The organism is Peribacillus frigoritolerans, from assembly GCF_001636405.1.
In the GTDB taxonomy this organism is placed as follows: domain Bacteria; phylum Bacillota; class Bacilli; order Bacillales; family DSM-1321; genus Peribacillus; species Peribacillus frigoritolerans.
Genome location: NZ_KV440950.1, coordinates 2609131 through 2635803 on the forward strand (window position 1 = coordinate 2609131; position 26673 = coordinate 2635803).

A 26673-nucleotide genomic window follows, 5' to 3' on the forward strand; every position below is an offset into this window, starting at 1 on the left:
AAGATGTTCATATTTAAATATTGTATTATAGACCTCGCAAGAATAATCTTAATTCAATCACCTTTAAAAAAAGAGAGGGATAAAAAATCCTTCTCGTTTTTTAACACCATAAAAGGAACCAGGATCAATTAACAAAATGCGGAATGTTTTTGAAGAAATCCGGTGTTATGATGCCGTTTTCGGTAATGATGCTTGTAATTAGATGATTCGGTGTAACGTCGAAGGCTGGATTGAAAGTCTTCACGTTTTCCGGAGCGATCCTTACATCCTGAATGAAGGTGATTTCCGTTCCATTCCGTTCTTCAATCGGGATGGATGTGCCGGATTCGATAGAAAGGTCGAATGTGCTTGATGGTGCGGCTACATAAAAGGGGATACCAAAGTGCTTGGCTAATATGGCCAATCCCAACGTCCCGATTTTATTGGCAGTATCTCCATTTGCCGCAATCCTGTCGGCCCCGACGATAATTCCCTTTATTTCTTTCTGGTGAATCGTATGGGCAGCCATATTATCAGAAATTAAGGTGACGTCAACTCCCGCTTGCATCAATTCCCAAGCCGTCAAACGCGCCCCTTGCAGGACAGGCCTTGTTTCACATGCGTACACTTTTAGCGGAAAGTCCCTTTCTTTAGCCAGGTGGAAGGGAGCCAAGGCTGTGCCATACCGAGCCGTGGCGATTCCCCCAGCGTTGCAATGAGTAAGAATGGAATCTCCTATATTGAATAGGGATAAACCATGTTCCCCGATTTTCCTGCACATTTCTTCATCTTCAGCAAAGATGGCTTTAGCCTCCGATATAAGTGCTTCCTTGGCAGTTGAAATGCTTTGAGCAGCCTGCAAGGTGTTCTCCATCCTCCTTAACGCCCAAAAAAGGTTGACTGCAGTAGGCCGTGAAGAGGCGAGCTTTTCAATATGCCTCGTTACATTTTTCTTGAATTCCCCTAATTCAGCGGTTGTTTCCTGCTTGGCGCCAAGTGCAACACCAAATGCTGCCGTCAGCCCAATTGCTGGGGCACCGCGAACTTTTAATGACAAAATGCTGTCATATACATCATCAACAGAATGAAGTTCAATAAATTCAGTTATGGAAGGAAGGGCTTGTTGATTTAATAATGTAATATGGGTATCATCCCAATGTACCGAATATGGTAAGGGTGCAATTGTAGTCATGTTCAGGTCTCCTTTTAAATGGTTGAGTAAGATGGCAGTGTCCGTTGCTTCAACGCTTCAATGACGGCTGGAACATCCAATTCCTCCCGTTTTTTAATTAATAAAGTACCGATTTCCAATGTTGCCGTTTTGGCTGCGATCCTTCTTTCTTTATCTTCAATGACGTTTAAATCGGCTACATGGGAAAGGCCAATGGTTCGCCGAATCAGTTCGCAGCCGGCAAAGCCGAATGCATCTTTTTTGAATTTTGTCAGTAAATAAGGCAGATAACCCTTCACATGGCGGAATGGACTTTTATTTTGGACCTCCCATAATTTGGTGTAAGTTTCTTCAAAGGCATTCCAAAATTCATGAAGGAGCGTGAAAATCTCTTCCTTTCCAGCGCCATTTCGTGTAATTGCCTGAAAGAGAAGGTTGGCGGTGTATTGACCAAGGTCAAAACCAACTGGCCCATAAAAAGCGAATTCCGGGTCAATAACCTTTGTTTCAGTTTTACTTGCAAATATACTTCCAGTATGTAAATCTCCATGAAGCAAGGCTTCCTGCTCGGTTTCAAAACTTTGCTTCAGCTTGGCGACCTCAAGTATCACTTCTTGATCATTCCATATTTTTTGGGCGGCATCTTTCAATTCCACCTCGAAATCTCCAGGGAGTTCCTCAAAAAATGGATCCGTGAAAATAAAGACCTCAGTGATTTTGCAGAGTTCGGGATTCGTGAAATGTCGGGCCACTTCCTTTTTCGAAGAGGGTTCTAAATGATAATCGGATGTATAAAATGCCGTCTTCGCAACATACTCACCAATATGCTGTGAAAGCAATGGATATGAATCGCCATCGATCAATCCTGTTCTAACGATTTTCAAGTGCGATAAATCCTCCATGACTGTGATGGCAAGCTGTTCATCCGAATAGTAGACTTGCGGTACGAATTCGGGGCAATAACTTCTGAAATGAATCAACGCATTCGCTTCAATGGCTGCCCTTTTCAATGTCAGCGGCCAGCTTTCACCAAGTACCTTGGCATAAGGGACCGCTTGTTTGATTATTAGACCTTTGTTTGTGACCGTGTCTGTAATATGAAAAACATAATTTAAGTTTCCATCGCCGATTTCATTACATTTCAAACTTGCATCCGCATTGACCAACCCAAGTTTTTTTGCAAGAGTTATAGCTGTTTCGTTTGTCAATCTCTTAAAATTTGAATGGTTTTGAGTCATTCTTTTCCCCTCCAGATTCAAAATAAGAATAAAAAAGCCTCTTTCATATAGAAAGAGGCAGAAGTTTTGACTTCGGACCTCTTATCTTCCAGAAAATGAATTCTGGTGGAATTAGCACCGTGCTCTGTGGATTCAATAATCCGGCGGAAGATCCGCCCCATTTCACAATGGTATTACAGTCGGTTGCTGGGCTTCATAGGGCCTTTATCCCTCAGCCTGCTCTTGATAAGAGTAAATGTTTTCTGAAATTTTAATCTTCGGGAAAATAATATCAACTTTTTAAATAGTTTGTCAATGGGTAAATTAATAAAAGTCAGGACGGCGATCTTCGAATACAGGTATTTTGTTACGTGCTTCCGTAACTTTGTTGAAGTCCAAGGTGCCTGTCAATAGTTCGTTTCCTTCTCCGGCTTCACTTATGATATTGCCCCATGGATCAATAATCAAGGAATGGCCCGCAAATATATTATTGACATCCGAACCTGTACGATTAACGGCTACAACATAGGCTTGGTTCTCGATGGCACGGCTTATCAATAAGGCTCTCCAGTGATCGAGTCTCGGCTTTGGCCATTCAGCCGTAACGAAAAGAACTTCCGCGCCTTGAACGGTATGGGCTCGCTGCCATTCAGGGAAACGAATGTCATAACAAACGAACCCGGCACATATTTTTTCATCAAGGGTAAATAAACCATCTTTTTCACCTGGCTGCAGGAAATGATGTTCATCCATTAATTGAAATAAGTGAAGCTTATCATATTCTTTAATGAGCTTTCCGTGTTTATCGATGATGATCATGGTGTTATAGATTCCCTTGCTTGTTTTTTTCGCAATGGAACCGCCGATGATGTGAATCTGGTGTTTCTGTGCCTGTGTTTTAAGAAATTCAATCGTTTTTTCTGCCTCTTGATCAGCAATTTCATTCAGCCTGGTCAAGTCGTATCCGGTTGTCCAAAGCTCTGGTAATATGACGATATCGGGTTGGGACCGAGCTGCTTTTTCCATCCATTGTTCTGCAACCTGAAAATTGATATCTGGTTGCCCGAAAGCTATATCCATTTGAATACAAGCTATTTTCCACTTCATCGTTTAAACCCCCCACATGTAAAAAATGCTTTACAAGACTACGATAAACATATATCATTTGTGACTAGAATTTCAAGAAATTTCAGAGAAGGTGTATAAATGGTGCATTTCGAAAAATCCGGACTGCTTCAGGACCTGCCTAAGCAGTTTTTTGCTTCACTGGTCGCAAAAGTCAATGCAATCACGGAGCAAGGACATGATGTCATTAATTTAGGCCAGGGAAACCCTGATCAGCCGACGGCGGAACATATCGTCAAAAGTTTGCAAACTGCCGCTGAAAAAACGATTAATCATAAATATTCGCCATTCCGGGGACATCAATATTTAAAAGATGCTGCTGCCGTCTTTTATGAGCGGGAATACGGTGTCAAGCTGGATCCGAATAGTGAAGTGGCAATTCTCTTCGGGGGAAAGGCAGGTCTTGTCGAACTTCCGCAGTGTTTATTGAATCCAGGTGATACGATCCTTGTTCCAGATCCCGGCTATCCGGATTATCTTTCCGGTGTTGTTTTAGCCCAGGCAAAGACCGAACTGATGCCCTTGACAGAAGAAAATGATTTTCTTCCGAAATACGATGACATACATAAAGAAGTTCTTGATAAAGCCAAAATGATGTTCTTGAATTATCCGAATAATCCCACAGGCGCTTCTGCAACTGAAAGTTTCTTTGATGAAACCGTCTCCTTTGCAAAAGAACATTCAATTTGTGTGGTCCATGATTTCGCCTATGGGGCGATAGGATTCGACGGAAAAAAACCGATAAGCTTTCTCCAGGCGGAGGGAGCGAAGGATGTAGGAGTTGAAATATACACTCTATCGAAAACATACAATATGGCAGGGTGGAGAGTCGGCTTCGCAGTGGGCAATAAGAGTGTAATAGAAGCTCTTGAACTATTACAAGACCATCTTTATGTGAGTCTCTTCCCGGCGATACAAGAAGCTGCGGCAAGCGCTTTGCTTGACTCACAGACCTGTGTAGGGCAGTTAGTGCAGATGTACGAGGGGCGAAGGAATGTTTTCATTGAGGGATTGAGGGCCATCGGCTGGGATGTCAAAGCTCCAGCGGCATCGTTTTTTGCCTGGCTCAAAGTACCTGAAGGTTTTACGTCCGAGAGTTTTGCTGACTATTTATTAACGCATGCCCATGTAGCTGTTGCTGCAGGGAATGGGTTCGGTGAATTTGGCGAAGGTTATGTCAGGGTAGGGCTACTGACTTCGGAAGAACGGCTGCAAGAGGCTGTGGAACGAATACGGACATTAAACTTATTTTAAAGCAATAAGGTTCACCTTTAAATAGTTAAAACTTATTGACAAAGTAGGAATTACCTGTCAGAATACAAAATAAATTCTTAATCTTTCGATACTTGGATGCAACTTATATATCAGCGTTTTCTTATTTTGAGCAGGTGGAGGGACTAGCCCGATGAAGCCCAGCAACCGACCGTAATTCCATTGTAAAATGGGGCGGAATCCTTCCGCCGGATTTTTTTGAAATCCGCAAGGCACGGTGCTAATTCTTGCAGCCGAGGGCTGGGAGATAAGAAGATGGCTTTTTAAAGCCTCTTCTTTATGAAGGGGCTTTTGCCATTTTGAGACCATCTCAGGTTATTAATGACATCGAGAGTTTACTAACGTGTTATAGGAGTGATCAGATGAGCGAGATAGTCGCTACTTATTTAATTCATGACTTTAATGGAAATCATGAGAAAAAAGCAGAGAGCATTGCCTTGGGTCTGACTGTGGGGACATGGACGGAATTGCCACATTTGGTACAGAAACAACTGGAAAAACATAAGGGGCGCGTCGTATCGGTGACACCCCTACCTGAAGAAGAGAGGGCAAACAGCTACTTTAATCGGAAAGTATACCGTTCGCAGATTAAAATTGCCTATCCGGCAAGGAATTTCTCCAATGATTTACCCGCAATCCTTACGACGGTCTTCGGCAAGCTTTCCTTGGACGGTGAAATAAAACTTATTGACTTGGATTTTGTCGGTGATATTCAAAAAGCTTTTCCCGGGCCGCAATTTGGCATTGAAGGCATAAGGGAAAAGGTTGGCGTATTTAACAGGCCCTTGGTGATGAGCATCTTTAAAGGCGTATTGGGAAGAGACCTAACATTTCATAATGAGCAACTGAGGCAACAAGCATTGGGAGGAGTCGACCTAGTTAAGGATGATGAGATCCTCTTCGACCAGGAACTGACTCCATTTTTCGATAGAATAAAAACGGGAAAAAGAATATTGAATGAAGTCTATGAAACCGCTGGCCACCGGACTTTATATGCTGTCAATCTATCGGGGAAAACATTTGAATTATTGGATAAGGCAGAGCAAGCGGCTGAAGCAGGGGCAGATGCTTTATTGTTCAACGTTCATACATATGGTTTGGATGTATTGCAGGCCTTGAGTGAACATGATCGTATCAAGCTGCCGATCATGGCGCACCCCGCATATAGCGGGGCATTGGCATCTTCATCATTTTATGGTATCGGCTATCCATTATTGCTTGGTAAATTAGTAAGATTATCAGGTGCGGATTTATCCTTGTTCCCTTCTCCTTATGGAAATGTCGCACTTGAAAAAACGGAGACCTTAGCGATTGCTGAAGCTCTGACAAGAGATGAACTTTCATGGAAAAAAGCCTTCCCTGTTCCTTCTGCAGGCATTCATCCGGGCATGGTTCCGGACCTGATCAAGGATTTCGGGCTTGATAGTGTGATTAATGCCGGAGGCGGAATTCACGGGCACCCTGACGGAGCAGAGGGCGGTGCCAAGGCTTTCCGTTCTGCCGTGGAAGCGGTTCTGGCAGGAAAGGAACTTTCTGAAGCGGCGGCTGAGGAAGAAACCCTAAAAAAAGCTCTTGTGTTGTGGGGAGGCCTATAAGAAATAATGAAACCGATCATCTTTTGTGATTTTGACGGAACGATCACCAACACAGATAATATCATTTCAATTATGAAGAAATTTGCGCCACCGGAATGGGAAGCGTTGAAAGACGGTGTCCTTCAGCAAAAAATCAGTATATCTTCAGGAGTTGGGGATATGTTTTCCCTACTTGATAGTGGCTTGAAGGATGACATAATCCAATATGTAAGAAAAACGGCCGGCATTCGTCCAGGGTTTTATGAATTCGTTGAGTATACGAAACAAGCCAATATCCCTTTATATATTGTAAGCGGGGGCATGGATTTTTTCATTTCACCCCTTTTGAATGATATCTTGCCAACAGAGTCCGTTTATTGCAACCATGCATTTTTTGATAAGGAAAAGATTTATATTGAGTGGCCACATGCTTGTGATGAGCAATGTAGTAATGATTGCGGTTGCTGCAAGCCATCCATTATGAGGGAAATTGCGGGTCCGGAAGATTTTAAACTCGTTATTGGAGATTCAGTTACGGATTTTGAAGCGGCAAAACAGGCCGATTTTGTCATAGCCCGTGACATATTGCTTGAAAAATGCGGTAGGGAAGGAATTCCACATCAAGGATTCGAAACATTTTTTGATGTAATTGACATCATAAAGCAGCAGGAGGTGGTTAAAGCGTGAACACTCATTCTAAAGAATGGCTTGAGTTGGCAGATATTAAAGCTGAACTGGCCGAAAGGGATTGGTTTATGGGAACTAGCGGGAATTTGTCCATCCGCGAACCCAAAAGCCCTTTCTTTTATATTACCGCAAGCGGTAAGGATAAAAGGAAGCAATCGGATTCGGACTTTTTACTGGTGGATTTAAAAGGAAAACCGGTTGAAGAAACGAACCTAAGACCATCGGCCGAAACTTTACTTCATACAGACATTTACCGAAAAACCAATGCGAACTGTGTACTCCATGTCCATACAGTTGAAAATAATGTGATATCTGAATTGTACGGAGATGAAGGCCAAGTTTCCTTTCGTAATCATGAAATCATTAAAGCGACCGGTCGGTGGGACGAAGATTCGGAGCTTCGGATTCCAATCATATATAATCACGCTGACATTCCGCTGCTATCCGATAAGTTCAAGCCGCATGTTGAAGGAGACTCTGGCGCTGTGCTGATACGCAATCATGGCATTACGGTTTGGGGCAAAAGCGGATTCGAAGCAAAAAGAATACTTGAAGCTTGCGAGTTTTTATTTCAATATCAACTGTTGCTTAATCAACAAAAGGCGTTTGCAGGTTCTATAAGATAAATACTCATAGAGGAGGAATGAATGATGGCGACGATCAGATTCCATGAAACAAACGAGGTTATTGAAAACGGTGAACAGGTAAAAGGTTTTTTAGAAACACAAGGGGTTATTTATGAGCAATGGGACATTTCTAAATTACCTGCCCATCTTGTGGAAAAATACGATCTAACTGATGCTGACAAGGAGGAAATCCTTGTAACATTCCAATCAGAGATAGCGGAAATCTCTGAAAGAAGAGGCTATAAAGCCCATGATATCATCACATTATCCGATGCAAACCCGAACTTGGATCAAATGCTTGAAAACTTTAAGCAGGAACACCATCACGAAGATGATGAAGTGCGATTCATAGCAGGCGGAACGAGTATCTTTGCCATTGAAGGCAATGATAAACAGTGGTTTGATGTACGGCTTAATCCAGGAGATCTTATTAGTGTACCAGAATCAACAAGACATTATTTCACGCTCGCGGAAGATAGGAAAACTGTTGCTGTCCGGATTTTCGTAACAGCTGCAGGATGGGTGCCGATTTACGAAAAAGACGAAGTTCAAGCATGAATCAATGTTGAAAAACCAGCTTACGGGCTGGTTTTTATTTGTAAAAAAAGGGAAGTCGGAATGATCTCACCTAACCATGATTTTTTTAAAAAACATTAATCCCTTTGTTTTTTTTCTATTTTATAGAAAAGAAATCTCGCATGATTGAAGAAATTTGCGACACTCCTGCCGAAAAACTGGCTAGCCGAGAACCCACAGGCGCTTGCACCGAGGAGGCTGGGCAGACAGTCGGCGGTAAGGGAGCGGATTTCTGAAATCGACTGGATGTTTTTAAATAAAAAACTGCAGTCGAACTCGTTTCTTCGAGTTTATATTCAGTCTGAAACAAGCCATCCAGCTTGTTTCATTTTGCAGTTAAAAAGGGTTCGGAATGGTCTCATCTCGAACCATGATTTTAAAACAAGACCAGATTATCCTTAATGGTTTTTTCCTGTAACCCCATTGGATTGAAGAAATTTGCGACACTCCTGCCGAATAACTGGCTAGCTGAGACCCCACAGACGCTTACGTCGAGGAGGCTCAGGAGACAGTCGGCGGAAAGGGAGCGGATTTCTGAAATCGACTGGAGGTTTTTAAATAAAAACTGCAGTCGAACTCGCTTTTCTTCGAATATGTCTAGTCTGAAACCAGCTTACGGGCTGGTTTTTTTATGTGAATCCGGCAAGTGCTTTAGTAAGCTAATTATGATAAAATTTAACGGAATCGAATTTAACCGGATTTAGGAGCAGATAAGAATGAAGACGACCGAAGTATACATATTAGGCGGCTTTCTCGGCAGCGGGAAAACGACGCTTCTTCGAAATATTTTAAAACAGGAAAGTGAAGCGGGCAGAAAAGTGGCAGTGCTTTTAAATGAGCTCGGCAGTGTATCGGTTGACAGCGGACTCATTGGTGATGGAGTGCCTCTGAAGGAGTTGTTTGACGGGTGCATTTGCTGCACAATTCAAGATAAACTGGAGGTTCAGCTTCATGAGTTACTAACCGAAAATGAACTGGATGCGGTTTATATTGAAACGACGGGTGCAGCTCATCCAGTTGAAGTATTGGATGGCATCATGTCGCCGATTTTCGCCAAAAAGCTGGAGTATAAAGGGATCATCACGGTCGTCGATTTATTAAGGTGGCGCGATCGGGAGGAACTGTCTCCGCAGCTTCGACAGTTGCTTGCAGAGCAAATCCATCATGCCGATTTCATTTTATTGAATAAAGCGGATATGGTAAGTGAGATGGAGGCCGCACAGCTAATATATACGATACAGGCGCTGAATACGGATGCTGTATGTTTATTGACGGAGTATGCAGCCGTTTCATTGGCATCATTGCAGCAAATGCAAAGAAAAAGGCATAATGTACATCAAAAGCTTGATGTTCATGACCATTTGCACTTAACTGCAATCGTTCATACATTTGAAGGTGCAGTGGCACAAACCGACTTTGAAGAGTGGCTTAGGGCCCTGCCGGAAACTGTCTATCGAATGAAAGGATATATTTCCTTTACACATTCACAATACCCGCATTTATTCCAATACTCCTACGGAATGCCGATGTATATGAATGAAATGATGAAAATGCCATTGAATATCGTCATGATCGGGGAAAAGTTGGATAAGGAAATGTTGATCGGTCAGTTGAAAGCTTTGGAAGCAAAAGCGGCCCGATAAACGTTTACCGCCCATTAAAGAAGGGAAGCATGAAAAGAAGACTTTCTTATTAAGGAGGCGGTATTAGTGCCATGGAATAAGAACGATTACCCAAACTCGATGAAGAATCTAAATAAAGATGTTAGGGAAAAGGCTATAGAAATCGCGAATGCTTTATTGGATGAAGGATATGAGGATGGAAAAGCCATTCCAATTGCCATTGACCGGGCTAAGATGTCAGTAGGAAATGATTAAGAAAATGGTCAGACCCACATAGGGGTCTGACCATTTTTATTGTTGCATTCCAAAGGCGGCAAATGTCTTTTCGTCTTCTATCAATCCGCAGGCAGCGCACTGAACCCGAACTTCAGGACCATTATATGCTAGATGGAATGGCAGAAGGGAGTCGTTCGAATATTGTTCAACAATCTCACCGGATTGGGGATCCTTTTTAATGGGTGTTGCTACTTGCTGAATGAGATTGAAGCGAGATTTATTTGTCCGGCAATTCGGACAGCGGTATACTTGAGACATTGTACTCACTCCTTTTTTGGATTTTAAAAAGCATGATATCTTATTATTAAGATAGTCTTTACAAACTTGAACATTAATATGTATAAATTAGTAATGGATGGAAGGGATACTATGAAAGAAAATGTCAGGCAAGAAGAATTACTGGTGGCTTATTTAAGCATATGGAACAATCGTAAGGTGAACGATGGAGGGGGAAGGGAAGTGTTGCCGGAACTCATCAGACGAGAGCTTTTGGATGAAAATGCCCATCCCCGCGCCCGAAAACCAGTATTGGAGAAATTTTACCTTTCTATTAAACGCGTGATGGAATCTTCGCTTTCGGAAGAAATGAAAAATGCGATTGTAATGGCCTATATCACTGAATTGGAAAGATTATGATTTTTTGAGTGTGTACGGATGCTTGTTAGCAAATATTCTTTTATGCTTCATACTTTTTTCACAAATCATTGTTAAAATCTTTAAAAAATAGATATTTAATGAATAAGGAGCTTAAAATTATGAAGTGGGGCATTGGGCTTTTTCTTGCCATCGTACTGCTTACGGGGTGTAATAGCGGTAATGCATTTACTGAAATCAATAAAAGTCAATCTTTCCTGGCAACTGTCAATATCAAGGATACCTCACTGACTTTCATAGACAAAAACTATCATACTTTTGCAAAATGGGATATTTCAGAACCATTTACCGGAGCCCTGCTCCTGGCAGACAAAGATACTATCCTGCTTTATGGAAAAGAGATGGAGAAGGTCCAAGTGTACTCTTTATCTGCAGGAAAACTGATAAACAGTTGGGAAATTGGAAAAGGGATCGTCAATATGCAGTTGTTACGTGATGGAAAAAGCATCGTGGCGGTCAATCAATCGAATCACTCCATTTATTTTTTAAATGCTGATGGGGGGGAACAGGATATTGTCAAGGTTGGTAAAAGCCCCTTGACCGTTCTTCAAGGAGAGCAAGCGAATCGATTGTATGTTATTAATTTTGGTGATACCAAATGTTCAGTGATAAATCTTGAAACGAAAAAGGTCGATTTCGAATTTCCCGTACATAGTTCCAGCACAGGCACATTATTAAGGGAAGAAAAGGATGAAATATGGATTGGAGGACACGGTGATGGGGATCAAGTGGAAGAAGATCTTTATATTTATTCGGCAAAAACGGGAGTGTTGAAGAAAAAGCTTAAGGCCCCAACCATGCCGATAAAGTTCCTGGAAAATGATGAAGGAATATTTGTCCTTAGTCATGGGACTAGCTCCTTATATAAATTGAATGATCAATATGAGGAAGTCAAAAGCAAAGTGGTCGGCGTCAACCCCTTTGAAATGGCAAACTTTAACGAAGATGTGGTCGTGGCGGGATATGATAGTGATGAAGTGTATGTAATGGATGCTGAAACAGTCGATGTTAAAAAAACGATCAAAGTCGGCGAAGGTCCATTCCAATTGATGTTGAGGGAGTAGATGACATGCATGCTTACACCATTTTAGTCGTGGATGATGAAGAAGATATGCGTAATCTAGTTGAAATGTATTTGCTGAACTCAGGTTATCGATGCCTTCAAGCTGCGAATGGAAAAGAAGCTATAAGTATGGTTGAAACAGAGGAAGTGGATTTAATCCTATTGGATATCATGATGCCAGGTATGGACGGTTTCTCCGTTTGTGAAGAAATTCGTGAAATTGGGGAGATCCCTGTGATATTTGTCAGTGCGAAAGGTGAAGAATGGGATAAGGTGAAAGGGCTGAAGCTTGGCGGCGACGATTATATCGTCAAACCGTTCAATCCAGGAGAATTGGTCGCAAGGGTCGAAGCGGTATTGCGAAGGACAGGGAAATTATCATTGAATGAAGAGAATCAAAACCATGTCCGATTCGGTAAAATTAGCTTGAACTTACAATCCAGAACGGTTTTAGTGGAAGGGAAGCCAATCAATTTAACCTTGAAAGAATTCGAATTGCTGTTATTCCTCATTCGTCATAAAAGCCAGGCACTCAGCCGTGAACAACTGCTTGAAAATGTATGGAGCGGTGAGTATGGAGGATCTTTACGTACAGTGGATACCCATATTAAAACGTTACGAATGAAATTAAGAGCGGCCGATTACATTCAAACCGTCTGGGGAATCGGTTATAAGATAGAGGAAAAGAAATGATCTATAAATGGCGAACCCTTTCTTTTAAATTATGGCTCACCATTATCTCCGCCATCATCCTATCCGTGCTGTTCGCTTACTCCCTTTCTCAATATTATTATAAAAATCTATATGTGGAGAAGCTTAAAACGGATTTAGTCAATGAAGCATCATTGCTAGGGGCGGACTATTCCGGCGGTGAAATCAGCGAAGACTTTAAGCAAAAAGTTGAATGGTTTAACAGTAAGAACGACAGCGAAGTCTTTGTCGTCAATAATCCCAGGGAATTGAGTGCTTGTCTGCCTTTTGAAATCAATTACGATACCCTTATTTCTGAAGAAGAACGGCAAATGCTTTTAGATGGGAAAGCCGTTGAAAAAGAAGGATATGAGAAAAGGTTTGAAAAGAACATCGTAGCGGCGATCATACCCCTGATTGACGAAAATCGCCTCGAAGGTATCATTTATACATATATTCCTGTAGATTCCATTACAGTCTTATTTAAGGAATTTGCTGCAAAATGGTTGGCGGCGGTTCTATTATTTTTGATTGTCGCGATTTTGTTTACTACTAAATGGTTGAAAAAGCTAGTCAGTCCGATTAAGGAAATCGAGACTGCGGCCCATCGTGTCTCAGAGGGGGATTATGACATACAGGTCGAGGTAAGGAGTCAGGATGAGATAGGTAAACTGGCAATAGCCTTTAATGATATGGCCAATTCCATCCATTTGGAAGAAGAAAGAAAAAAAGAATTTCTAGAAAATGTTGCACATGAGCTCAGAACCCCCCTTAGTTATGTAAAGGGATATACGCAGGCCATATTGGATGGTGTCGTGAAAAATGATGAAGAGCAACGGAGATACCTTCAACTCATTTCAAGGGAGGCTCTTAGGCTGCAGCGGCTTGTGGGAGATCTTATGGACTTATCAAAAATGGAAAGTGCTCCATTCCTGTTAAATAAAACCCCGATTGCCTATGCGCAATTCATTGAAGACGTACTTGTGAAATATGAACCGATAATAAAGGAAAAACAATTGGGCTTGAAGCTAGACCTGGATCCAGACCCGATTATTTTTGGGGATGAAGGAAGGATGGAACAGATCCTGCATAACATTTTTGATAATGCCATTCAGTATACGGATTCCGGAGGGGCGATTCATATTACCCTAATTCAGCATAAAGATGATTGCGAACTGCTGGTAACTGACACGGGCAACGGAATTCCGGAAGCGGATCTGCCGTATATCATGAATCGTTTTTACCGTGTGAACAAAGCACGCAGCCGTTTTGATGGCGGTTCAGGGCTTGGACTGTCCATTGTCAAAAAATTGGTGGAATTACAAAATGGTAAAATCGAAATAGAAAGCAAGGAAAAAAGGGGAACAACAGTCAGGGTCATCCTGCCGAATATAAAAGAAGAATGGAATTCATAAAAAGGGGGTACGTTCAAAAATGAAAAAAATCATGTTATTTTGCATGGCGTTAATTTTTTTGGCTGGATGCGGCAAGAAAGAGGAAATTCCAAAAATGTTAAATGTCGATTTAGCTGTCGATCCAATTCAGGGTAAAGTGAATGAGCCTGTGAAATTTCAGGCAAAAGTAACATATGGGGACGAAGTCGTGACAGATGCGGATGATGTCAGTTTTGAAATTTGGCTTGCGAATAGCGATGACCATGACAAGATAGCAGTAAAACATAAAGGGAATGGTATATATGAACTGGAAAAGGCTTTTGATGAAGAAGGAACCTATTATGTATATGCCCACGTAACGGCAAGGGACATGCACAACATGCCAAAGAAAGAATTCGTCATAGGCAAACCAAGCACTCCCGAACAAAATGGCGGAAAAAAAGAAATGGACGAGATGAATGATGAAGAAATGAAATGAGTACCATCAAAATCAAAACAATTCGGGCTTTAATCCGGATTGTTTTTTATTTGGAAAAATATTCAAGACGATAGGGGGAAATGACGAAATGTCGAAGTGAAACCGAAAAATTTGTAACATAAAAGTAAAGAAAGTCATAATAATTCGGTTAGTAACGATATGTCAACTAAAAGTTATTAGTATTCCATGGAAATGGTTCTATGTAACTACCATTGACAAATAATTACTGGAAAAATGTGAGTATTTATACTGATGGCAGAAACATAGATAGTTAAAGCATTTCTGCTTGTTTTCTCTGAAACTTGGATCATAAATATATTTTCATTCGCATCCTGTGAATTTGATGGAAATTGATGGTGCCTTTATTACAAAAAGTGCATGTTATGATAATTCCAGAAGCAAAGCACAACAAAAAATGAACATCACAGGAGGAAATACGAATGAAAAAGAAAATGATTATGTCAGCAGCAGCGGCTGCAGCTATTATATTCACAGGAGTAGGAGCTAACCAAGCTGAAGCAGCCAACTGTGATACAGTGAAACAAGTGACTTATAAAACTACGAATAAAGAGGATATGCAAAAAGTCCTTAACCAATACCTAGCTAAATACAATATCACTATTCCTGCAGCGCAGGCACAACAACAACCAGCTCAAAAACCAGCTCAAAAACCAGTTCAAAAACCAGTTCAAAAACCAGTTCAAAAACCAGTTCAAAAACCAGTTCAACAACCAGCTCAACAAGAAGCTGGAACAACGAACCAATCAAAACCAGCAGCAAAACCTGCAGCACCAGAAGTAACACCTGATAAATCAACTGATAAAAAACCAGAGACAAGCTCTGAATTAAGTGCTTTTGAACAAGAAGTTGTTAAATTAACGAATGCAGAACGTGAAAAACAAGGTTTGGCAGCTCTTAAAATCGACACTGAATTGAGCAAAGTTGCACGTATCAAGTCTCAAGACATGAAAGATAAAAACTACTTTGACCACAATAGCCCGACTTACGGCTCACCTTTCGATATGATGAAACAATTCGGAATCAGCTATAAAACAGCTGGCGAAAACATCGCACAAGGTCAACAAACACCTGAAGAAGTGGTACAAGCTTGGATGAATAGCCAGGGACACCGTGAAAACATCATGAATTCTAGCTTTACTCATATTGGAGTAGGTTACGTAGAATCTGGTAACTACTGGACTCAACAATTCATCGGAAAATAATAGATTAATAGAAAAGTGCATCCCATTAAATTGGGGTGCGCTTTTTTTTGCGGGAATGGATCATTCCATTCCATGAAAAAAAATCAATTGTGACATCGATTGATTCTCTATAATGTACCCAAATCTAAAAAGAATTGAACCAAGAAATAACTGGAACCGCACCTTAACATCAGTGAGGTCCCGGTGAAGCCACTTATATTTCCGATACATCGATTTCTGAATACTGTGTATTGAAACTTTTTTGAAGCCGTATTTCCAATGTTGATTCTTTATATTGGGCTGATGCCCCCTTTTTCTTTACAGGTGCGGGGAGTGTTATGACATGCCGATCTGACTCTTCGGGAATCCCCTCGATGATGGATTGGTTAGATGTGTGGTAAAGTTTCATTTTCTTTAGCCAAGATTCATCTTGTATTGGAATTCTTACGAAGACATATAAGTGGGTTTCAAATACTTCGGCATGTAAAGGATGTTCAGATCTGGCATTTACTTTTTGTGAGCCGCCATCATTTTGGTTCATCATACCTTGCATATTGTCAGGGATCACTTGTGAAAATACCTTTTCAATGAACGATTGAACATCACTTTGCTGCATATTTTTCATGAATTCCTTTTGGTTCGGGTTATTCTTAAAAGAAAAAAGTGAATTCCAGGGAAACATATTGAATTCCTCTCTCCTGTTTATGGTCTGACAGGTTTATTTGTTATATTTTATGCAGCTAAAGCCCAGAGGTTCTTTTTTATAATTACTAAATTATAGAAAATGGAATAAACTTATGTATAATTAAGTAAAATCCATTAGATAAAGAGGGTAAGCCTGTGGATGAAAAAGTAGCTTTTATTACTGGTGGAGCAACGGGTATCGGCAAAAGGATGGCATTTTCACTCGCGGATAATGGAATGTCCATTATCATTACTTATCGAAAAAGTAAAAAGGCAGCTTTAGCATTAGTGGATGAATTACAGGAAATGTACCATGTTAAGGCAATTGCGATTCAAGGTGACTCGTCAAGTGAGGAAGATTGCCGGAATATATTGGAAAAGATTTCGGAGACATTTGGCCATGTTGATATCTTCATTCATAACGCAGGGCCATATATGCATGATCGTAAACCGATGACTGATTATGGCAGCGATGAATGGAAGTACATCATGGACGGAAATTTAAATGGTTTTTTCTATTTTGCGAAGGAACTTATTCCGCAAATGCGCAGCAGAAACTGGGGCAGAGTCATTACCTTAGGGTTTGAACGGTGTGAAACTGCACCAGGTTGGATTTATCGTTCTGCTTTTGCCGCTGCAAAGAGCGGCTTGACCTCCTTGACAAGAACCTTGGCTGCGGAAGAAGCTACTCATGGAATCACCGTAAATATGGTTTGTCCTGGTGATATCATAGGGGATTGGAAAGAGAAGGAAATAAGGATCGCGAGAGCAGAAAAGGATGATACGGTTCCAGTCGGCAGACCGGGGACGGGGGAAGATATAGCGAGGGTCATCACGTTCCTTTGTGATGAAAAATCGGATTTCATTACCGGGAGCATCATACCGGTAACAGGCGGTAAGGATGTTCTTGGGAAAATATATAAAGCCTAGTGATTTAGAATTTGAATTCAGAATGAAAAAAAGTGAGGCCGGTGTAATCCAGCCCCACTTTTTTTTATGCTATTTTTTTATATTTTACTTGCTGAATGAACCGTAAGCGAGCAGCCAAGCCTATAGCCCCAAGAGCCAAGCCGGAAATTAAGCCGATCCAATACCCAAAGGCTCCCATATCCGTAAACTTTGCAAAGAAATAGCCAATTGGAAGCCCGAGAATCCAGTAGGAGACCAGTGACATGGCAAATGTAACATTTACATCTTTATATCCACGCAAAATGCCCTGAATAGGTGCCTGCAGGGCGTCCGATATCTGAAAGAAGATGGCATATATTAAAAAATGTGATGTCAGCATCATTACTTCGTGATCTTTAGTGTATAAAAAGGCCACAGGTTCACGGAAGAGGAAGAGGATGGTCGACAAAACGAGTGACATCGTCAAGGCCATCGAAATGCCGATCCAGCTATACTCTTTTGCATCTTTATAACGGGCTGCCCCGATTTCAAATCCAATGACGATCGTCAATGCCATGGATATACTTAGCGGTATCATATAAAGCAGTGACGCAAAATTCATGGCAATCTGGTGTGAAGCAATCGTAACGGTATCATACTTACTCATCAAAAGGGTGACAGCCGAAAAAATGCTTGTTTCAAAGAAAATAGCGAGCCCGATGGGTACCCCAATCAATAATAAGGCTTTCCATTCTTTCCATGAAACCCGGAAAAGTTCAGTGAAAACCTGATATGTCGAAAATGGGTTTATTTTTATCACGACCAGTATGGCCACCAGGGCAATTAACCAATAGGTAATGGCAGTGGCGTACCCGGAACCGACACCGCCAAGTTCAGGGAATCCAAACTTCCCGTATATTAACAAGTAATTAAAAAGGACGTTTACCGGGAGCGCACATAAGGTGATGATCATGGAAATCCTAGTTTGCCCCAGAGCATCGATGAAAGCCCTCAACGCATTATAAATGAATAAAGGAATGATACCGAGTGAAAGGGCGATCAAATAATCATGAGCCACCATGTGGACACTTTCTTCAAGGTCCATGGCATTCAATACGGGGTTCAAAGAAAATGCTCCAATGATTAAAATGATCAAGGCTAAAGCCACTGCTAAATAAATGGCCTGCATCACGGAATAGGAAACGGATTTGGACTGCCTGGAACCCACCAGCTGTGAAACCACCGGTGTTAAGGCAATCAATATCCCGCTCAGCCCCGTATACACGGGTGTCCATAGCGAACTGCCGATGGAGACGCCAGCAACGTCCTGAGTGCTGTATTGCCCCGACATCATCACATCAAAAAAAGTCATGGCATACATGCTGATTTGGGTGATCAGGATAGGTATCAATATATAAAATAACAGGCGGATCTTTTGTGATTTAGTATAAGTCTGATTCATCAACGTACCTCAATATCAATATTTGGAATTTTCAACACAATGAAAGAATTATATCACATAAGCATGTGATATTTTAAGAATTTTTATTTGATGCAAAAAAGACTTGCCGTTTAGGGCAAGTCTCAGTTTGTAGACAAATTCGATATTTAATCAAGATTGCCTACATTTTTTTTAGGCAGTGTAAAATATGAACGTTGATTTCCACCACAGGCACTCGCTTTCCGCGGGCGTTCCCGCAGGAGTCTCGAACACCCGCTCCAATCAACTTTGTTTAAAAATTCAGATGGAACCCCTTTTGTCAGTCACGCATGGATTCAAAATCATTCATGGCTTCCGTATCTGAGTCTTTTTGAAGAATGAATGCCTGTGAAGGAATGGCAATTTGTACTCCTTCCTGTTCCAATATCTCCATTATTTTAAAGTTCACATCTTCTTTGATTGATAAATATCCTCCAAAGTCCGTGGCTTTCGTAAAGAAATATAGGTAAAGGTTGAAACCGGAATGACTGAACTCATCAAATTTAACCAAAATCGTTTCTGGATGTACTTCAGGATGATCAATAAGCATTCTTTCAATGTCTTTAATGACATTTTCCAATTTTTCTTTTGGTGTTGTGACATTAACACCCAAATGGAAGGCAATCTGTCTTTTTCCCATCTTGGACCAGTTGATGATCGGTTCATTCGAAAGAGTCGCATTTGGGACTGTAACTAAAGCTTGGGCAAAAGTCCGAACTTTAGTGCTTCGGAATGTGATGTCTTCAATGGTTCCCTCCACGCTTGGAGTTTTGACCCAATCTCCTATGGTAAAAGGTTTTTCGGTGACGATGACGATACCCCCGAAGAAATTGCTGACGGTATCTTTAGCGGCAAGTGCGAAAGCCAATCCACCCAAACCAAGCCCAGCAACAAATCCATCGACATTGAATCCCCATTCTTCCGCGATGATGGAGGCACCAAAAGCAATGATGATTATGTTTGTGATTTTCGTAAAGAACGGCATGACGATTTGATCGACTTCAAGTCCGAATTTACTTACTAATTTCGGAAATAAAATGGTTAAGATCGAACTGATGTTGAAAATCGTCCAAAAGAATAAGAAGACAAAAAACGATCTGTATATTTTCGATCTGAGTTCAACAGAAGGTGAGTCGATCGGAAAATAGTGCAGTGAAATGATAACCCCAATCAAAACGATAAGCCATCTTACCGGCTGTTCTATTGCGAGCATTAAGTTGGCGGCAAATTCAACTTTACGTTTTTCTGCAATCCGTAGAAAGAACTTGAATATATATGTAGTAAATACTTTCCGAAGCAAAAGGAAGATTAGAAAAATGCCTATGGAAATTCCTAATTTGGTCCAGGCTTCGATTCCATCAAATTGATTGAGTGATTCAGAAACTTCTTGCAATGTATTACTCCTCCATTGTATCTTGTAGTATTGTAGAATACTAAGATTATAATATATTCATGCTGAAAAAGGAAAAATAATCGATGATTACATACATAATGGGGGATTTCGGTTCACTGAATACTTTTTCAAGTTATTAATGGCAAGGATATATGGTAATATGGATGCAAAGTGATTTTTTAAGTTTGGAAGGTGGAAATATTGACTAAGAAAATAGTATTTACCGGAGGCGGTTCTGCCGGTCATGTATCAGTTAATGCAGCAATCATCCCGGAATTTTTAAAGAATGATTGGGATGTTACTTATATTGGTTCAAAAAAAGGCATTGAAAAAAATATCATCGAAACGGAATTTCCCGAGGTCCGTTATGAAACGATTTCCGTTGGAAAATTCCGGCGTTACCTATCTGTTGAAAATATGAAAGACCCTTTCCGGGTCATAAAAGGGATTTTTGATGCACGAAAAATATTAAAAAAGACCAAGCCTGATTTCATTTTTTCTAAAGGTGGTTTCGTTTCGGTTCCAGTCGTTTTGGCAGGCAGGATGCTTAGGATTCCGATTGCCATACATGAATCGGATTATACGCCTGGTCTGGCTAATAAGATCGCGATGCCACTTGCATCGAAAATTTTCACTACCTTCCAAGAAACGGAAAAAGAACTTCCGAAAGAGAAGGCCATGTATCTTGGCGCTGTATTACGCGATGGCATTTTTACGGGAAACGCTTCTGCTGGTAAAGCATTTTGTGGATTCACGAATAACAAACCGGTGTTACTCGTTATGGGCGGAAGCCTTGGGGCCGTTAAAATCAATAATTTAATTACAGATAACCTTGATGCCTTATTAAAGGATTATCAGATTATTCACATTTGCGGGAAGGGAAATGTGAAAACCGAATTGAAACAAAGGGGATATGCTCCTTTTGAATTCGTGCACGAAGAATTATTCGATCTTTTGGCGGCTGCCGATGTCGTTGTGTCAAGGGCTGGTTCAAATTCTATCTTTGAATTCCTTGGTTTGCAAAAGCCGATGCTGCTTATCCCTCTAAGTGCCAATGCATCCCGGGGAGATCAAATCCTGAATGCGTCAAGTTTTGAAAAACAGGGTTTTTGTAAAGTCCTCCAAGAAGAAGAGCTGAATGATCGGATTTTTAATGCTACATTAGCGGATTTATTGAAAAGATCGGATGAATATCAAGAGAAGATGCGTCAAAAACGCCCATTCAAAACGGCAGCTGAAATGTATGAATTACTGCTTAAAGTAATGGCTGCAAAAAAATAAGTATCATTCCCCTCTATGCAGCATATCTTTTTCGAACAGAGGAGGGGGTAGAATGGCTTATGAGTATTCCAAAGGATGGTTCATTCAGCAGCTAAAAGCCGCAGGGATTAGCTATCATCCAATTGAAAAAAGAAAGCTGGAGCTGTATAAGACTTATATTCTAAGGCGTTTATACGAGGATCTTCAAAAAAAATAATCATAAAAAGAACCGCAACGCGTTGACGTTGCGGTTCTTTTTATAGGAAATTACTTATAAAAGGAAAGAAACAGGAAATGAGGATACCTGCGATAGCCATTGCCGCACCTGCGACAGCCCCGGTAAATTCACTTTCCTGGGCAGCTTGAGCCGTTCCAAGTCCATGAGCGATCGTACCATAGGCGATACCACGTGCGAAGGGCATTGTAATGTTTAGTTTATCCATCATTTTTGGTGCGATCATCGTACCCAGCACCCCTGTTAAAATGACGAAGGCAGCTGAAATATTGGAATTCCCGCCATAAAGTTCCGTGATTTCAACCGCGATTGGCACTGTAATGGATTTAACCGCCAATCCTTGGAATATGAATGGTGGAAGTGAAAATGCTTTAGCGATGGCGAAGGCAATGATCAATGTGACAAGGAGACCAAAAATCATCCCGCTAATAGCCGGCATTGCATATTTAACGATTATTTTTCTGTTTTTATAAAGTGGTACGGCCAAAGCAACGGTAGCAGGTCCCAGGAAATAGGTAATGATGTCTTTTCCAGGTGAATAATCCTCGAAGTCCAAACCGCTGATCAGCAGTACGAGAATAATTGTAACCGTACTGAAAAATACGGGCGTCGTAAAAGGTGATGGGTGTTTAGCATATATTTTCCTTCCGGTGAAATAGGCAAGGATGGTTATCAAGATGCTATATGTTGTGATGAACGCTGTCATGCTGTTTAACCTCTCCTCTATTGGATAGCTTCTGAACGGTCCATGCTGAAACGATGAATCCAAATATCAGGCTGATACCTAAGGTAAGTGCCAAAGGCAAACCGAATTCAATGAAAAGCCATCCCATGGTCATTAAGCTGATTGAAATGGGAATGAAGAAAAAGGCTAGGTGCTTTACCAAAAATCCTGAAGTAAGTTCAATCCATTCGACTTTTATGACCTTCGTCTGTAATAAACCGAATAACAGAATCATGCCGATGACGTTGCCTGGTATAGGTAAGTGAAGTAAATTGGCTAAATAATAGCCAAGTTTGCAAATGATGAGCAGGAAGATAAGCTGCACGATAAAAGCAAATATTTTTTTCATGATTAAGTCCTTTCAATGACGCTTTGAATATATTATTGAATTGGTCAATTGTATTCATTATAAAAAAATATCCCTAAAAAGAATAGGGATATACAGCAATCTATGTTTAACATCCTGTGAAACTGGAAAAAGAGCTTTCCAGGTATGGAAGCTCCGGCCATTATATGAAAGGATAAACAAAGCCATATTGAAATGTTCTTCGCTCTATGCTTCAAGTAACTGCTGTTCATCATCATCATGTTGTCTAAGGATATGAAAGGTGTATAAATCTTTAGGGATTTCATACAGATCGTAGATATCTCCTTCATGATTGATCTGATCATAAAGGGATTTTCTTGTTTCGTTGGCAATGACGGCATAGGGAAGCTTTTCTGCGGCTTTTATGGAGCGGATATTTTTTTTGCGAATTCGCATGAAGACCGTTTCCAAACCAAGCTCGAAAAAAAGCTCTTTGAAGAAAGCGTCTTTTGCGATGGCATTATACCCTTTTCCATGATAAGGCTTGCCAAGCCATGTGCCTAAGAAACCTGCACCATTTTCAATATCGTATAAAGAAATACAACCGATGGGATTTTCCCATTCATCCAAGATTGTTCGTGATATGAGTTGCCCAGCATCTTCGGCTTCGATCGTTTGCTTAGTAATGAATACATATTCTTCATATGAATCTACCTTATGGCGCACGAAAGGGAAGACATCTGGATGCGTCATTTGTTCATAAAGAGAAAAACAATCTGTGAAATCTCTCTTTTTTAACATTTCCGTCCCTCCGTTTGAGGGCAGTTCTTATGCGTAGTCGCTGCCCACCCTCGAAATTTTTTAAGTCGTTCATCAAAAAATTTCGGGGTGGGAATCGAACCCACTAGAACCGGAAACCGGTGGCGCACCATTTGCCTTCCCTATTTTTATTGTCAGAAAGTATGCAAATCTAAAGAACCTTACGAAGGTATAATACTAAAAAAAAAACGGTTTGGGAATAGGTTTTTTGCCTTTTTTTTTCGTCAAATTTCAACTTTTTCTTGAAGGGTGAAATCTTTAGGCAAACGTCTGCATTCTTCCATGAAAAACTGATTGTTTCGCCCGTTTTTTTCTTTAAAATTTACCTGTAAATTGCATGAATAAAATGATTGCGCCAAGGACCCATACATAGATGGAGAATATTTTGAGTGAACGCTTTTTTAAGAATTCGATCATCCATACTACGGCTAAATAACCAAAGATTGCTGCTGACAGGGTTCCGACGAAAAGCGCAGTGAGTGGAAGCCGTTCAACTTCTCCTGTAAAAATCGGTTTCATCTGAAATACGATGCCCCCCGTAATGGCAGGAATGGAAAGCAAAAAGGAAAAATAGGCTGCAGTGGCCCTATCCAGCCTGCAGAAGAGGCCAGCTGCTATCGTTAAGCCGGAGCGCGAAAGAGCGGGCATGATGGCAGCTGCTTGGAAAGTACCGATGATCAGCGCGTCTTTAATCGAAATTTCATTAAGGGATTTGCCGCCTTTTCTTACACCGTCGGCTACCCATAAAATCAGTCCGGTCGCTAAAAATTCCCAGCCTATGGTCACACCAGTTTTTGAAAGGCCGTCAAACCAATCACCAAGTAAAATGCCGGCAATCACGGCAGGAATCGTCCCAGCAATGAGAAGCAGAGTCATTTTGGAGAAAGGATTTTTCAAAATGGCAATTATGTCCTTCTTATAAACGACCAATAATGCCAGCAAGGTTCCGATGTGGAGCATGGTATCCAGAAAAATTCCCGCCTCGTCAAGGTGGAAAATATGCCGGCCTAAATATAAATGTCCAGTGCTTGAAATAGGTAAAAACTCAGTCAAGCCTTGAATGATCCCAAGGATGAAGGCTTGAAATTCATTCAGCAAAAAAACATCACTCCATTCTAGAAGGTATAGGACAATCCATTATTTAAACTGTATGCACAAGACGGATGAACATGTCCGGATTTTATTGTTGATATCAAGAAAAGGCAGTCCAGATTTACCTTCTTTCGAATATAATGAGAGGAAAAATGAAACTATTTTTCATTTGATTCGTAAATATTTATATGAGAAAGGAGGAGAAGACACTATGCCTACTAAAGATGAAAGAGTGTTTGCTGCCCTTATTTATGTGATCAGCTTTTTTACAGCATTTATCGGTCCTTTGGTGATTTGGTTATTGAAGAAGGACTCGTCACAATTTGTGGATTACCACGGAAGGGAATATTTGAATTTTTTCATTTCCTACACCGTGTATTCAATAGTCGCAGGGATACTCACTATAGTATTGGTTGGATTCTTGCTATTGCCGGTAATCGGGATAGCTTTAGTCGTATTCACCATCATTGCTGCTGTTAGGGCCTACGAAGGAACGGATTATCGATTCCCGTTGATCTTCAGGATATTATAGAATGATGTAAAAGGATTCCGTTCATTCGAAGTCCTTTTAGACTGCAGGCAAACTCGAAGTAAAGCGAGTTTGTCTGCAGTTTTTTATTTAAAAAACGTTCCAGTGGATTTCAGAAATCCGCTCCCTTTCCGCCGACTGCCTGCCAAGCCTCCTCGCCTAGCGGCTGCGGTGTCTCGGCTAGCCAGTAATTCGGCAGGAGTGTCGCAAATTTATTCAATCCAATAAGGAAAACAGTAAAAAGACATTAAGAAAAATCTAGTCTTGTTTTAAAATTGGATAGGACCTCATTTTGTCTACAATAGGATTCCGTTCGATGCGGAGTCCTTTGAGACTCGAGGAAAAGGGGGGTTGTCTGCAGTTTTTTATTTGAAAAACGTTCCAGTGGATTTCAGAAATCCGCTCCCTTTCCGCCGACTGCCTGCCAAGCCTCCTCGCCTAGCGGCTGCGGTGTCTCGGCTAGCCAGTAATTCGGCAGGAGTGTCGCAAATTTATTCAATCCAATAAGGAAAACAGTAAAAAGACATTAAGAAAAATCTAGTCTTGTTTTAAAATTGGATAGGACCCCATTTTGACTGCTTTAGGATTCCGTTCGATACGGAGACCTTTTTTATTTGGACCGTGTTGGGAATTGTCCTTCATTAAAAAGGGAATAGATCACATTAAAGCGAATAAAGTATTATGATAACTGCTTCCCTGTACATTTAGGAAGCGGATCCGGGCGGATTGTGGTACTGCTAATCAATGGCCGCCCTAGAGGCGGTAATCTTTCTTGTAAGGAGTGAGGAGCAGAGCGGGATATGAATATACGTGAATATTATCAGAAAACGAGCAATTCAAACTTTCATGCATCTTGGGTATCTCTTGTTTTGGCCGTTGTCTTTTTCATTTGCCATATTTTTGCGATGATTCCGGGCAATATATTATTGATAACTTCTCCTTTTATTTTCTTTAGCATTGCTCAATTTGTCAGTCATCGTATATATGAAAATAGAATGAAGGAATTGCCTGAAGAACATATCGGGACGAATGCCGGGTTATTAAAAAATGAACATGTTTTATTGACTTTTATGCCAGCACCGACTTTGCGACTGCTTCTCTTTGCGCCCGATGGGTCACTAATGGGCGAGGTACGTGATTTGAATATGAAGTGGTTCATGTGGATGATTCCCAATTTCTTGTCGATGCTAATGGCCAAGCGATATGAACTGGTGGACCATGAGGGGCGTTTGCTGGCTAAGTACCATATCAACAGGGGGCTTTTCAACAAAATGACGATCCTGGATGATCAGGGCGGCATTATTGGATCGTATCAAGAAAATCGGTCATTCGTAAAGGTAAATGGAATGATCTATAAGGAAGATGGTACGGAATGGATGCCAATTGAAACGCCGGGAAGTGTAAATTCTTTCGAGATTGCCACAAAAGGCGGGGAAAAGATCGCTTCATACCAAGAAGGCTGGATGCCTTTGGAGTGGGGGAAACGATTCAAGACTAATACACCCATACTTTCTTTTTCATCGAATGTTGCTGAAATTCCTAAAATCATTGTCTTTGGGTTCTGTGCAGCCACGCTGAATCATCGTTCAAATTGACTACGGTTCCCCTTTAGCAAATCTTTTAAATACCTGATATAATAATAGGAGATACATAGAT

At 40.9% G+C, this 26673-nt stretch carries 28 protein-coding genes, 1 pseudogene and 2 riboswitches; of the genes and pseudogenes, 18 read left to right on the plus strand and 11 right to left on the minus strand.

What is annotated here, in order from left to right; translation table 11 throughout:
- Positions 1–124: 124 nt before the first annotated feature.
- From mtnA to A6755_RS12735, 3 genes are all read right to left on the minus strand, one after another.
- Positions 125–1171, minus strand: a complete 1047-nt coding sequence (gene mtnA / locus A6755_RS12725) for an S-methyl-5-thioribose-1-phosphate isomerase (RefSeq protein ID WP_063590846.1) — start codon at positions 1169–1171, stop codon at positions 125–127.
- A 14-nt stretch (positions 1172–1185) separates the two neighbouring features.
- Entirely contained in the window at positions 1186–2388 is a 1203-nt protein-coding gene (gene mtnK / locus A6755_RS12730; protein ID WP_063590847.1) for an S-methyl-5-thioribose kinase, read from the minus strand.
- A gap of 78 nt (positions 2389–2466) precedes the next feature.
- Positions 2467–2620: riboswitch (SAM riboswitch) on the minus strand.
- 71 nt (positions 2621–2691) lie between these two features.
- Positions 2692–3474 (minus strand): carbon-nitrogen family hydrolase, encoded by a 783-nt coding sequence (locus tag A6755_RS12735; protein ID WP_034307495.1) that lies wholly within the window; start codon positions 3472–3474, stop codon positions 2692–2694.
- 99 nt (positions 3475–3573) lie between these two features.
- Between A6755_RS12735 and A6755_RS12740 the strand changes: the two genes are divergently transcribed.
- From A6755_RS12740 to A6755_RS27065, 7 genes and pseudogenes are all read left to right on the plus strand, one after another.
- The gene (locus tag A6755_RS12740) at positions 3574–4746 is read left to right on the plus strand and encodes a pyridoxal phosphate-dependent aminotransferase (RefSeq protein ID WP_063590848.1); all 1173 of its coding nucleotides are present in this window, start codon (positions 3574–3576) and stop codon (positions 4744–4746) included.
- Between the two features lie 118 nt (positions 4747–4864).
- Positions 4865–5018, plus strand: a riboswitch (SAM riboswitch).
- 108 nt (positions 5019–5126) lie between these two features.
- Positions 5127–6359, plus strand: coding sequence for a 2,3-diketo-5-methylthiopentyl-1-phosphate enolase (gene mtnW, locus A6755_RS12745; protein WP_034307491.1), 1233 nt, complete (start codon positions 5127–5129; stop codon positions 6357–6359).
- Between the two features lie 6 nt (positions 6360–6365).
- On the plus strand, positions 6366–7025 hold the full coding sequence (locus A6755_RS12750; protein WP_063590849.1) for a 2-hydroxy-3-keto-5-methylthiopentenyl-1-phosphate phosphatase: 660 nt from the start codon (positions 6366–6368) through the stop codon (positions 7023–7025).
- Positions 7022–7651 carry a methylthioribulose 1-phosphate dehydratase gene (locus A6755_RS12755; RefSeq protein WP_063590850.1) on the plus strand — a complete coding sequence of 210 codons (630 nt, stop codon included), beginning with the start codon at positions 7022–7024 and terminating at the stop codon, positions 7649–7651. The genes A6755_RS12750 and A6755_RS12755 overlap by 4 nt, the downstream gene beginning before the upstream one ends.
- Before the next feature lie 24 nt (positions 7652–7675).
- Positions 7676–8209 carry a cupin domain-containing protein gene (locus A6755_RS12760; RefSeq protein ID WP_048686713.1) on the plus strand — a complete coding sequence of 178 codons (534 nt, stop codon included), beginning with the start codon at positions 7676–7678 and terminating at the stop codon, positions 8207–8209.
- Positions 8210–8943: 734 nt separating this feature from the next.
- A complete protein-coding gene (locus A6755_RS12765) occupies positions 8944–9870 on the plus strand; it encodes a CobW family GTP-binding protein (protein WP_063590851.1) in 927 nt (308 codons plus the stop codon).
- A 66-nt stretch (positions 9871–9936) separates the two neighbouring features.
- A pseudogene (locus A6755_RS27065) lies at positions 9937–10083 on the plus strand (DUF2188 domain-containing protein); the annotation flags it as partial.
- Positions 10084–10140: 57 nt separating this feature from the next.
- Here A6755_RS27065 and A6755_RS12770 read toward each other — a convergent pair.
- Positions 10141–10383, minus strand: coding sequence for a hypothetical protein (locus tag A6755_RS12770; protein ID WP_034307479.1), 243 nt, complete (start codon positions 10381–10383; stop codon positions 10141–10143).
- A 111-nt stretch (positions 10384–10494) separates the two neighbouring features.
- Here A6755_RS12770 and A6755_RS12775 point away from each other — a divergent pair, with 111 nt between their 5' ends.
- The 6 genes from A6755_RS12775 (at position 10495) to A6755_RS12800 (ending at position 15627) form a co-directional block, all read left to right on the plus strand.
- The gene (locus A6755_RS12775) at positions 10495–10761 is read left to right on the plus strand and encodes a hypothetical protein (RefSeq protein WP_063575892.1); all 267 of its coding nucleotides are present in this window, start codon (positions 10495–10497) and stop codon (positions 10759–10761) included.
- A 119-nt stretch (positions 10762–10880) separates the two neighbouring features.
- A complete protein-coding gene (locus A6755_RS12780) occupies positions 10881–11843 on the plus strand; it encodes a YncE family protein (RefSeq protein WP_063590852.1) in 963 nt (320 codons plus the stop codon).
- Positions 11844–11848: 5 nt separating this feature from the next.
- Positions 11849–12535 (plus strand): response regulator transcription factor, encoded by a 687-nt coding sequence (locus A6755_RS12785; protein ID WP_063590853.1) that lies wholly within the window; start codon positions 11849–11851, stop codon positions 12533–12535.
- Positions 12532–13947 carry a sensor histidine kinase gene (locus A6755_RS12790; RefSeq protein WP_063590854.1) on the plus strand — a complete coding sequence of 472 codons (1416 nt, stop codon included), beginning with the start codon at positions 12532–12534 and terminating at the stop codon, positions 13945–13947. The genes A6755_RS12785 and A6755_RS12790 overlap by 4 nt, the downstream gene beginning before the upstream one ends.
- 19 nt (positions 13948–13966) lie before the next feature.
- On the plus strand, positions 13967–14404 hold the full coding sequence (locus tag A6755_RS12795; protein WP_063590855.1) for a FixH family protein: 438 nt from the start codon (positions 13967–13969) through the stop codon (positions 14402–14404).
- 440 nt (positions 14405–14844) lie between these two features.
- Positions 14845–15627, plus strand: coding sequence for a CAP domain-containing protein (locus A6755_RS12800; RefSeq protein ID WP_063590856.1), 783 nt, complete (start codon positions 14845–14847; stop codon positions 15625–15627).
- Positions 15628–15820: 193 nt separating this feature from the next.
- On the opposite strand, the gene A6755_RS12805 is transcribed toward A6755_RS12800, so the two are convergent.
- Positions 15821–16288, minus strand: coding sequence for a hypothetical protein (locus tag A6755_RS12805; RefSeq protein ID WP_034307462.1), 468 nt, complete (start codon positions 16286–16288; stop codon positions 15821–15823).
- A gap of 158 nt (positions 16289–16446) precedes the next feature.
- Between A6755_RS12805 and A6755_RS12810 the strand changes: the two genes are divergently transcribed.
- Complete coding sequence (locus A6755_RS12810) at positions 16447–17220, plus strand: SDR family oxidoreductase (protein WP_084737691.1); 774 nt, start codon at positions 16447–16449, stop codon at positions 17218–17220.
- A 64-nt stretch (positions 17221–17284) separates the two neighbouring features.
- On the opposite strand, the gene A6755_RS12815 is transcribed toward A6755_RS12810, so the two are convergent.
- Together A6755_RS12815 and A6755_RS12820 are read right to left on the minus strand one after the other, a co-directional pair.
- Positions 17285–18640 (minus strand): MATE family efflux transporter, encoded by a 1356-nt coding sequence (locus A6755_RS12815; RefSeq protein ID WP_063590857.1) that lies wholly within the window; start codon positions 18638–18640, stop codon positions 17285–17287.
- A 298-nt stretch (positions 18641–18938) separates the two neighbouring features.
- The gene (locus A6755_RS12820) at positions 18939–20051 is read right to left on the minus strand and encodes a mechanosensitive ion channel family protein (RefSeq protein ID WP_244889664.1); all 1113 of its coding nucleotides are present in this window, start codon (positions 20049–20051) and stop codon (positions 18939–18941) included.
- A gap of 192 nt (positions 20052–20243) precedes the next feature.
- Here A6755_RS12820 and murG point away from each other — a divergent pair, with 192 nt between their 5' ends.
- Together murG and A6755_RS26035 are read left to right on the plus strand one after the other, a co-directional pair.
- On the plus strand, positions 20244–21332 hold the full coding sequence (gene murG / locus A6755_RS12825; protein WP_323602725.1) for an undecaprenyldiphospho-muramoylpentapeptide beta-N-acetylglucosaminyltransferase: 1089 nt from the start codon (positions 20244–20246) through the stop codon (positions 21330–21332).
- A gap of 52 nt (positions 21333–21384) precedes the next feature.
- Entirely contained in the window at positions 21385–21528 is a 144-nt protein-coding gene (locus A6755_RS26035; protein ID WP_082609322.1) for a DUF2639 domain-containing protein, read from the plus strand.
- A 40-nt stretch (positions 21529–21568) separates the two neighbouring features.
- Here the strand turns inward: A6755_RS26035 and A6755_RS12830 are convergent, their stop codons facing one another.
- The 4 genes from A6755_RS12830 to A6755_RS12845 all read right to left on the minus strand — a co-directional run bounded on the left by A6755_RS12830 (position 21569) and on the right by A6755_RS12845 (position 24491).
- A complete protein-coding gene (locus tag A6755_RS12830; protein WP_063590859.1) occupies positions 21569–22252 on the minus strand; it encodes an LrgB family protein in 684 nt (227 codons plus the stop codon).
- The gene (locus A6755_RS12835; protein ID WP_057277356.1) at positions 22227–22619 is read right to left on the minus strand and encodes a CidA/LrgA family protein; all 393 of its coding nucleotides are present in this window, start codon (positions 22617–22619) and stop codon (positions 22227–22229) included. The genes A6755_RS12830 and A6755_RS12835 overlap by 26 nt, the downstream gene beginning before the upstream one ends.
- Before the next feature lie 204 nt (positions 22620–22823).
- Positions 22824–23378 (minus strand): GNAT family N-acetyltransferase, encoded by a 555-nt coding sequence (locus tag A6755_RS12840; protein ID WP_057277357.1) that lies wholly within the window; start codon positions 23376–23378, stop codon positions 22824–22826.
- A 333-nt stretch (positions 23379–23711) separates the two neighbouring features.
- Complete coding sequence (locus tag A6755_RS12845) at positions 23712–24491, minus strand: undecaprenyl-diphosphate phosphatase (protein WP_063592536.1); 780 nt, start codon at positions 24489–24491, stop codon at positions 23712–23714.
- A 208-nt stretch (positions 24492–24699) separates the two neighbouring features.
- On the opposite strand from A6755_RS12845, the gene A6755_RS12850 reads away from it, so the two are divergent.
- Entirely contained in the window at positions 24700–25020 is a 321-nt protein-coding gene (locus A6755_RS12850) for a DUF4870 domain-containing protein (RefSeq protein ID WP_034311189.1), read from the plus strand.
- A 797-nt stretch (positions 25021–25817) separates the two neighbouring features.
- Positions 25818–26612, plus strand: a complete 795-nt coding sequence (locus A6755_RS12855) for a hypothetical protein (RefSeq protein ID WP_063590860.1) — start codon at positions 25818–25820, stop codon at positions 26610–26612.
- The last annotated feature ends 61 nt before the right edge of the window (positions 26613–26673 follow it).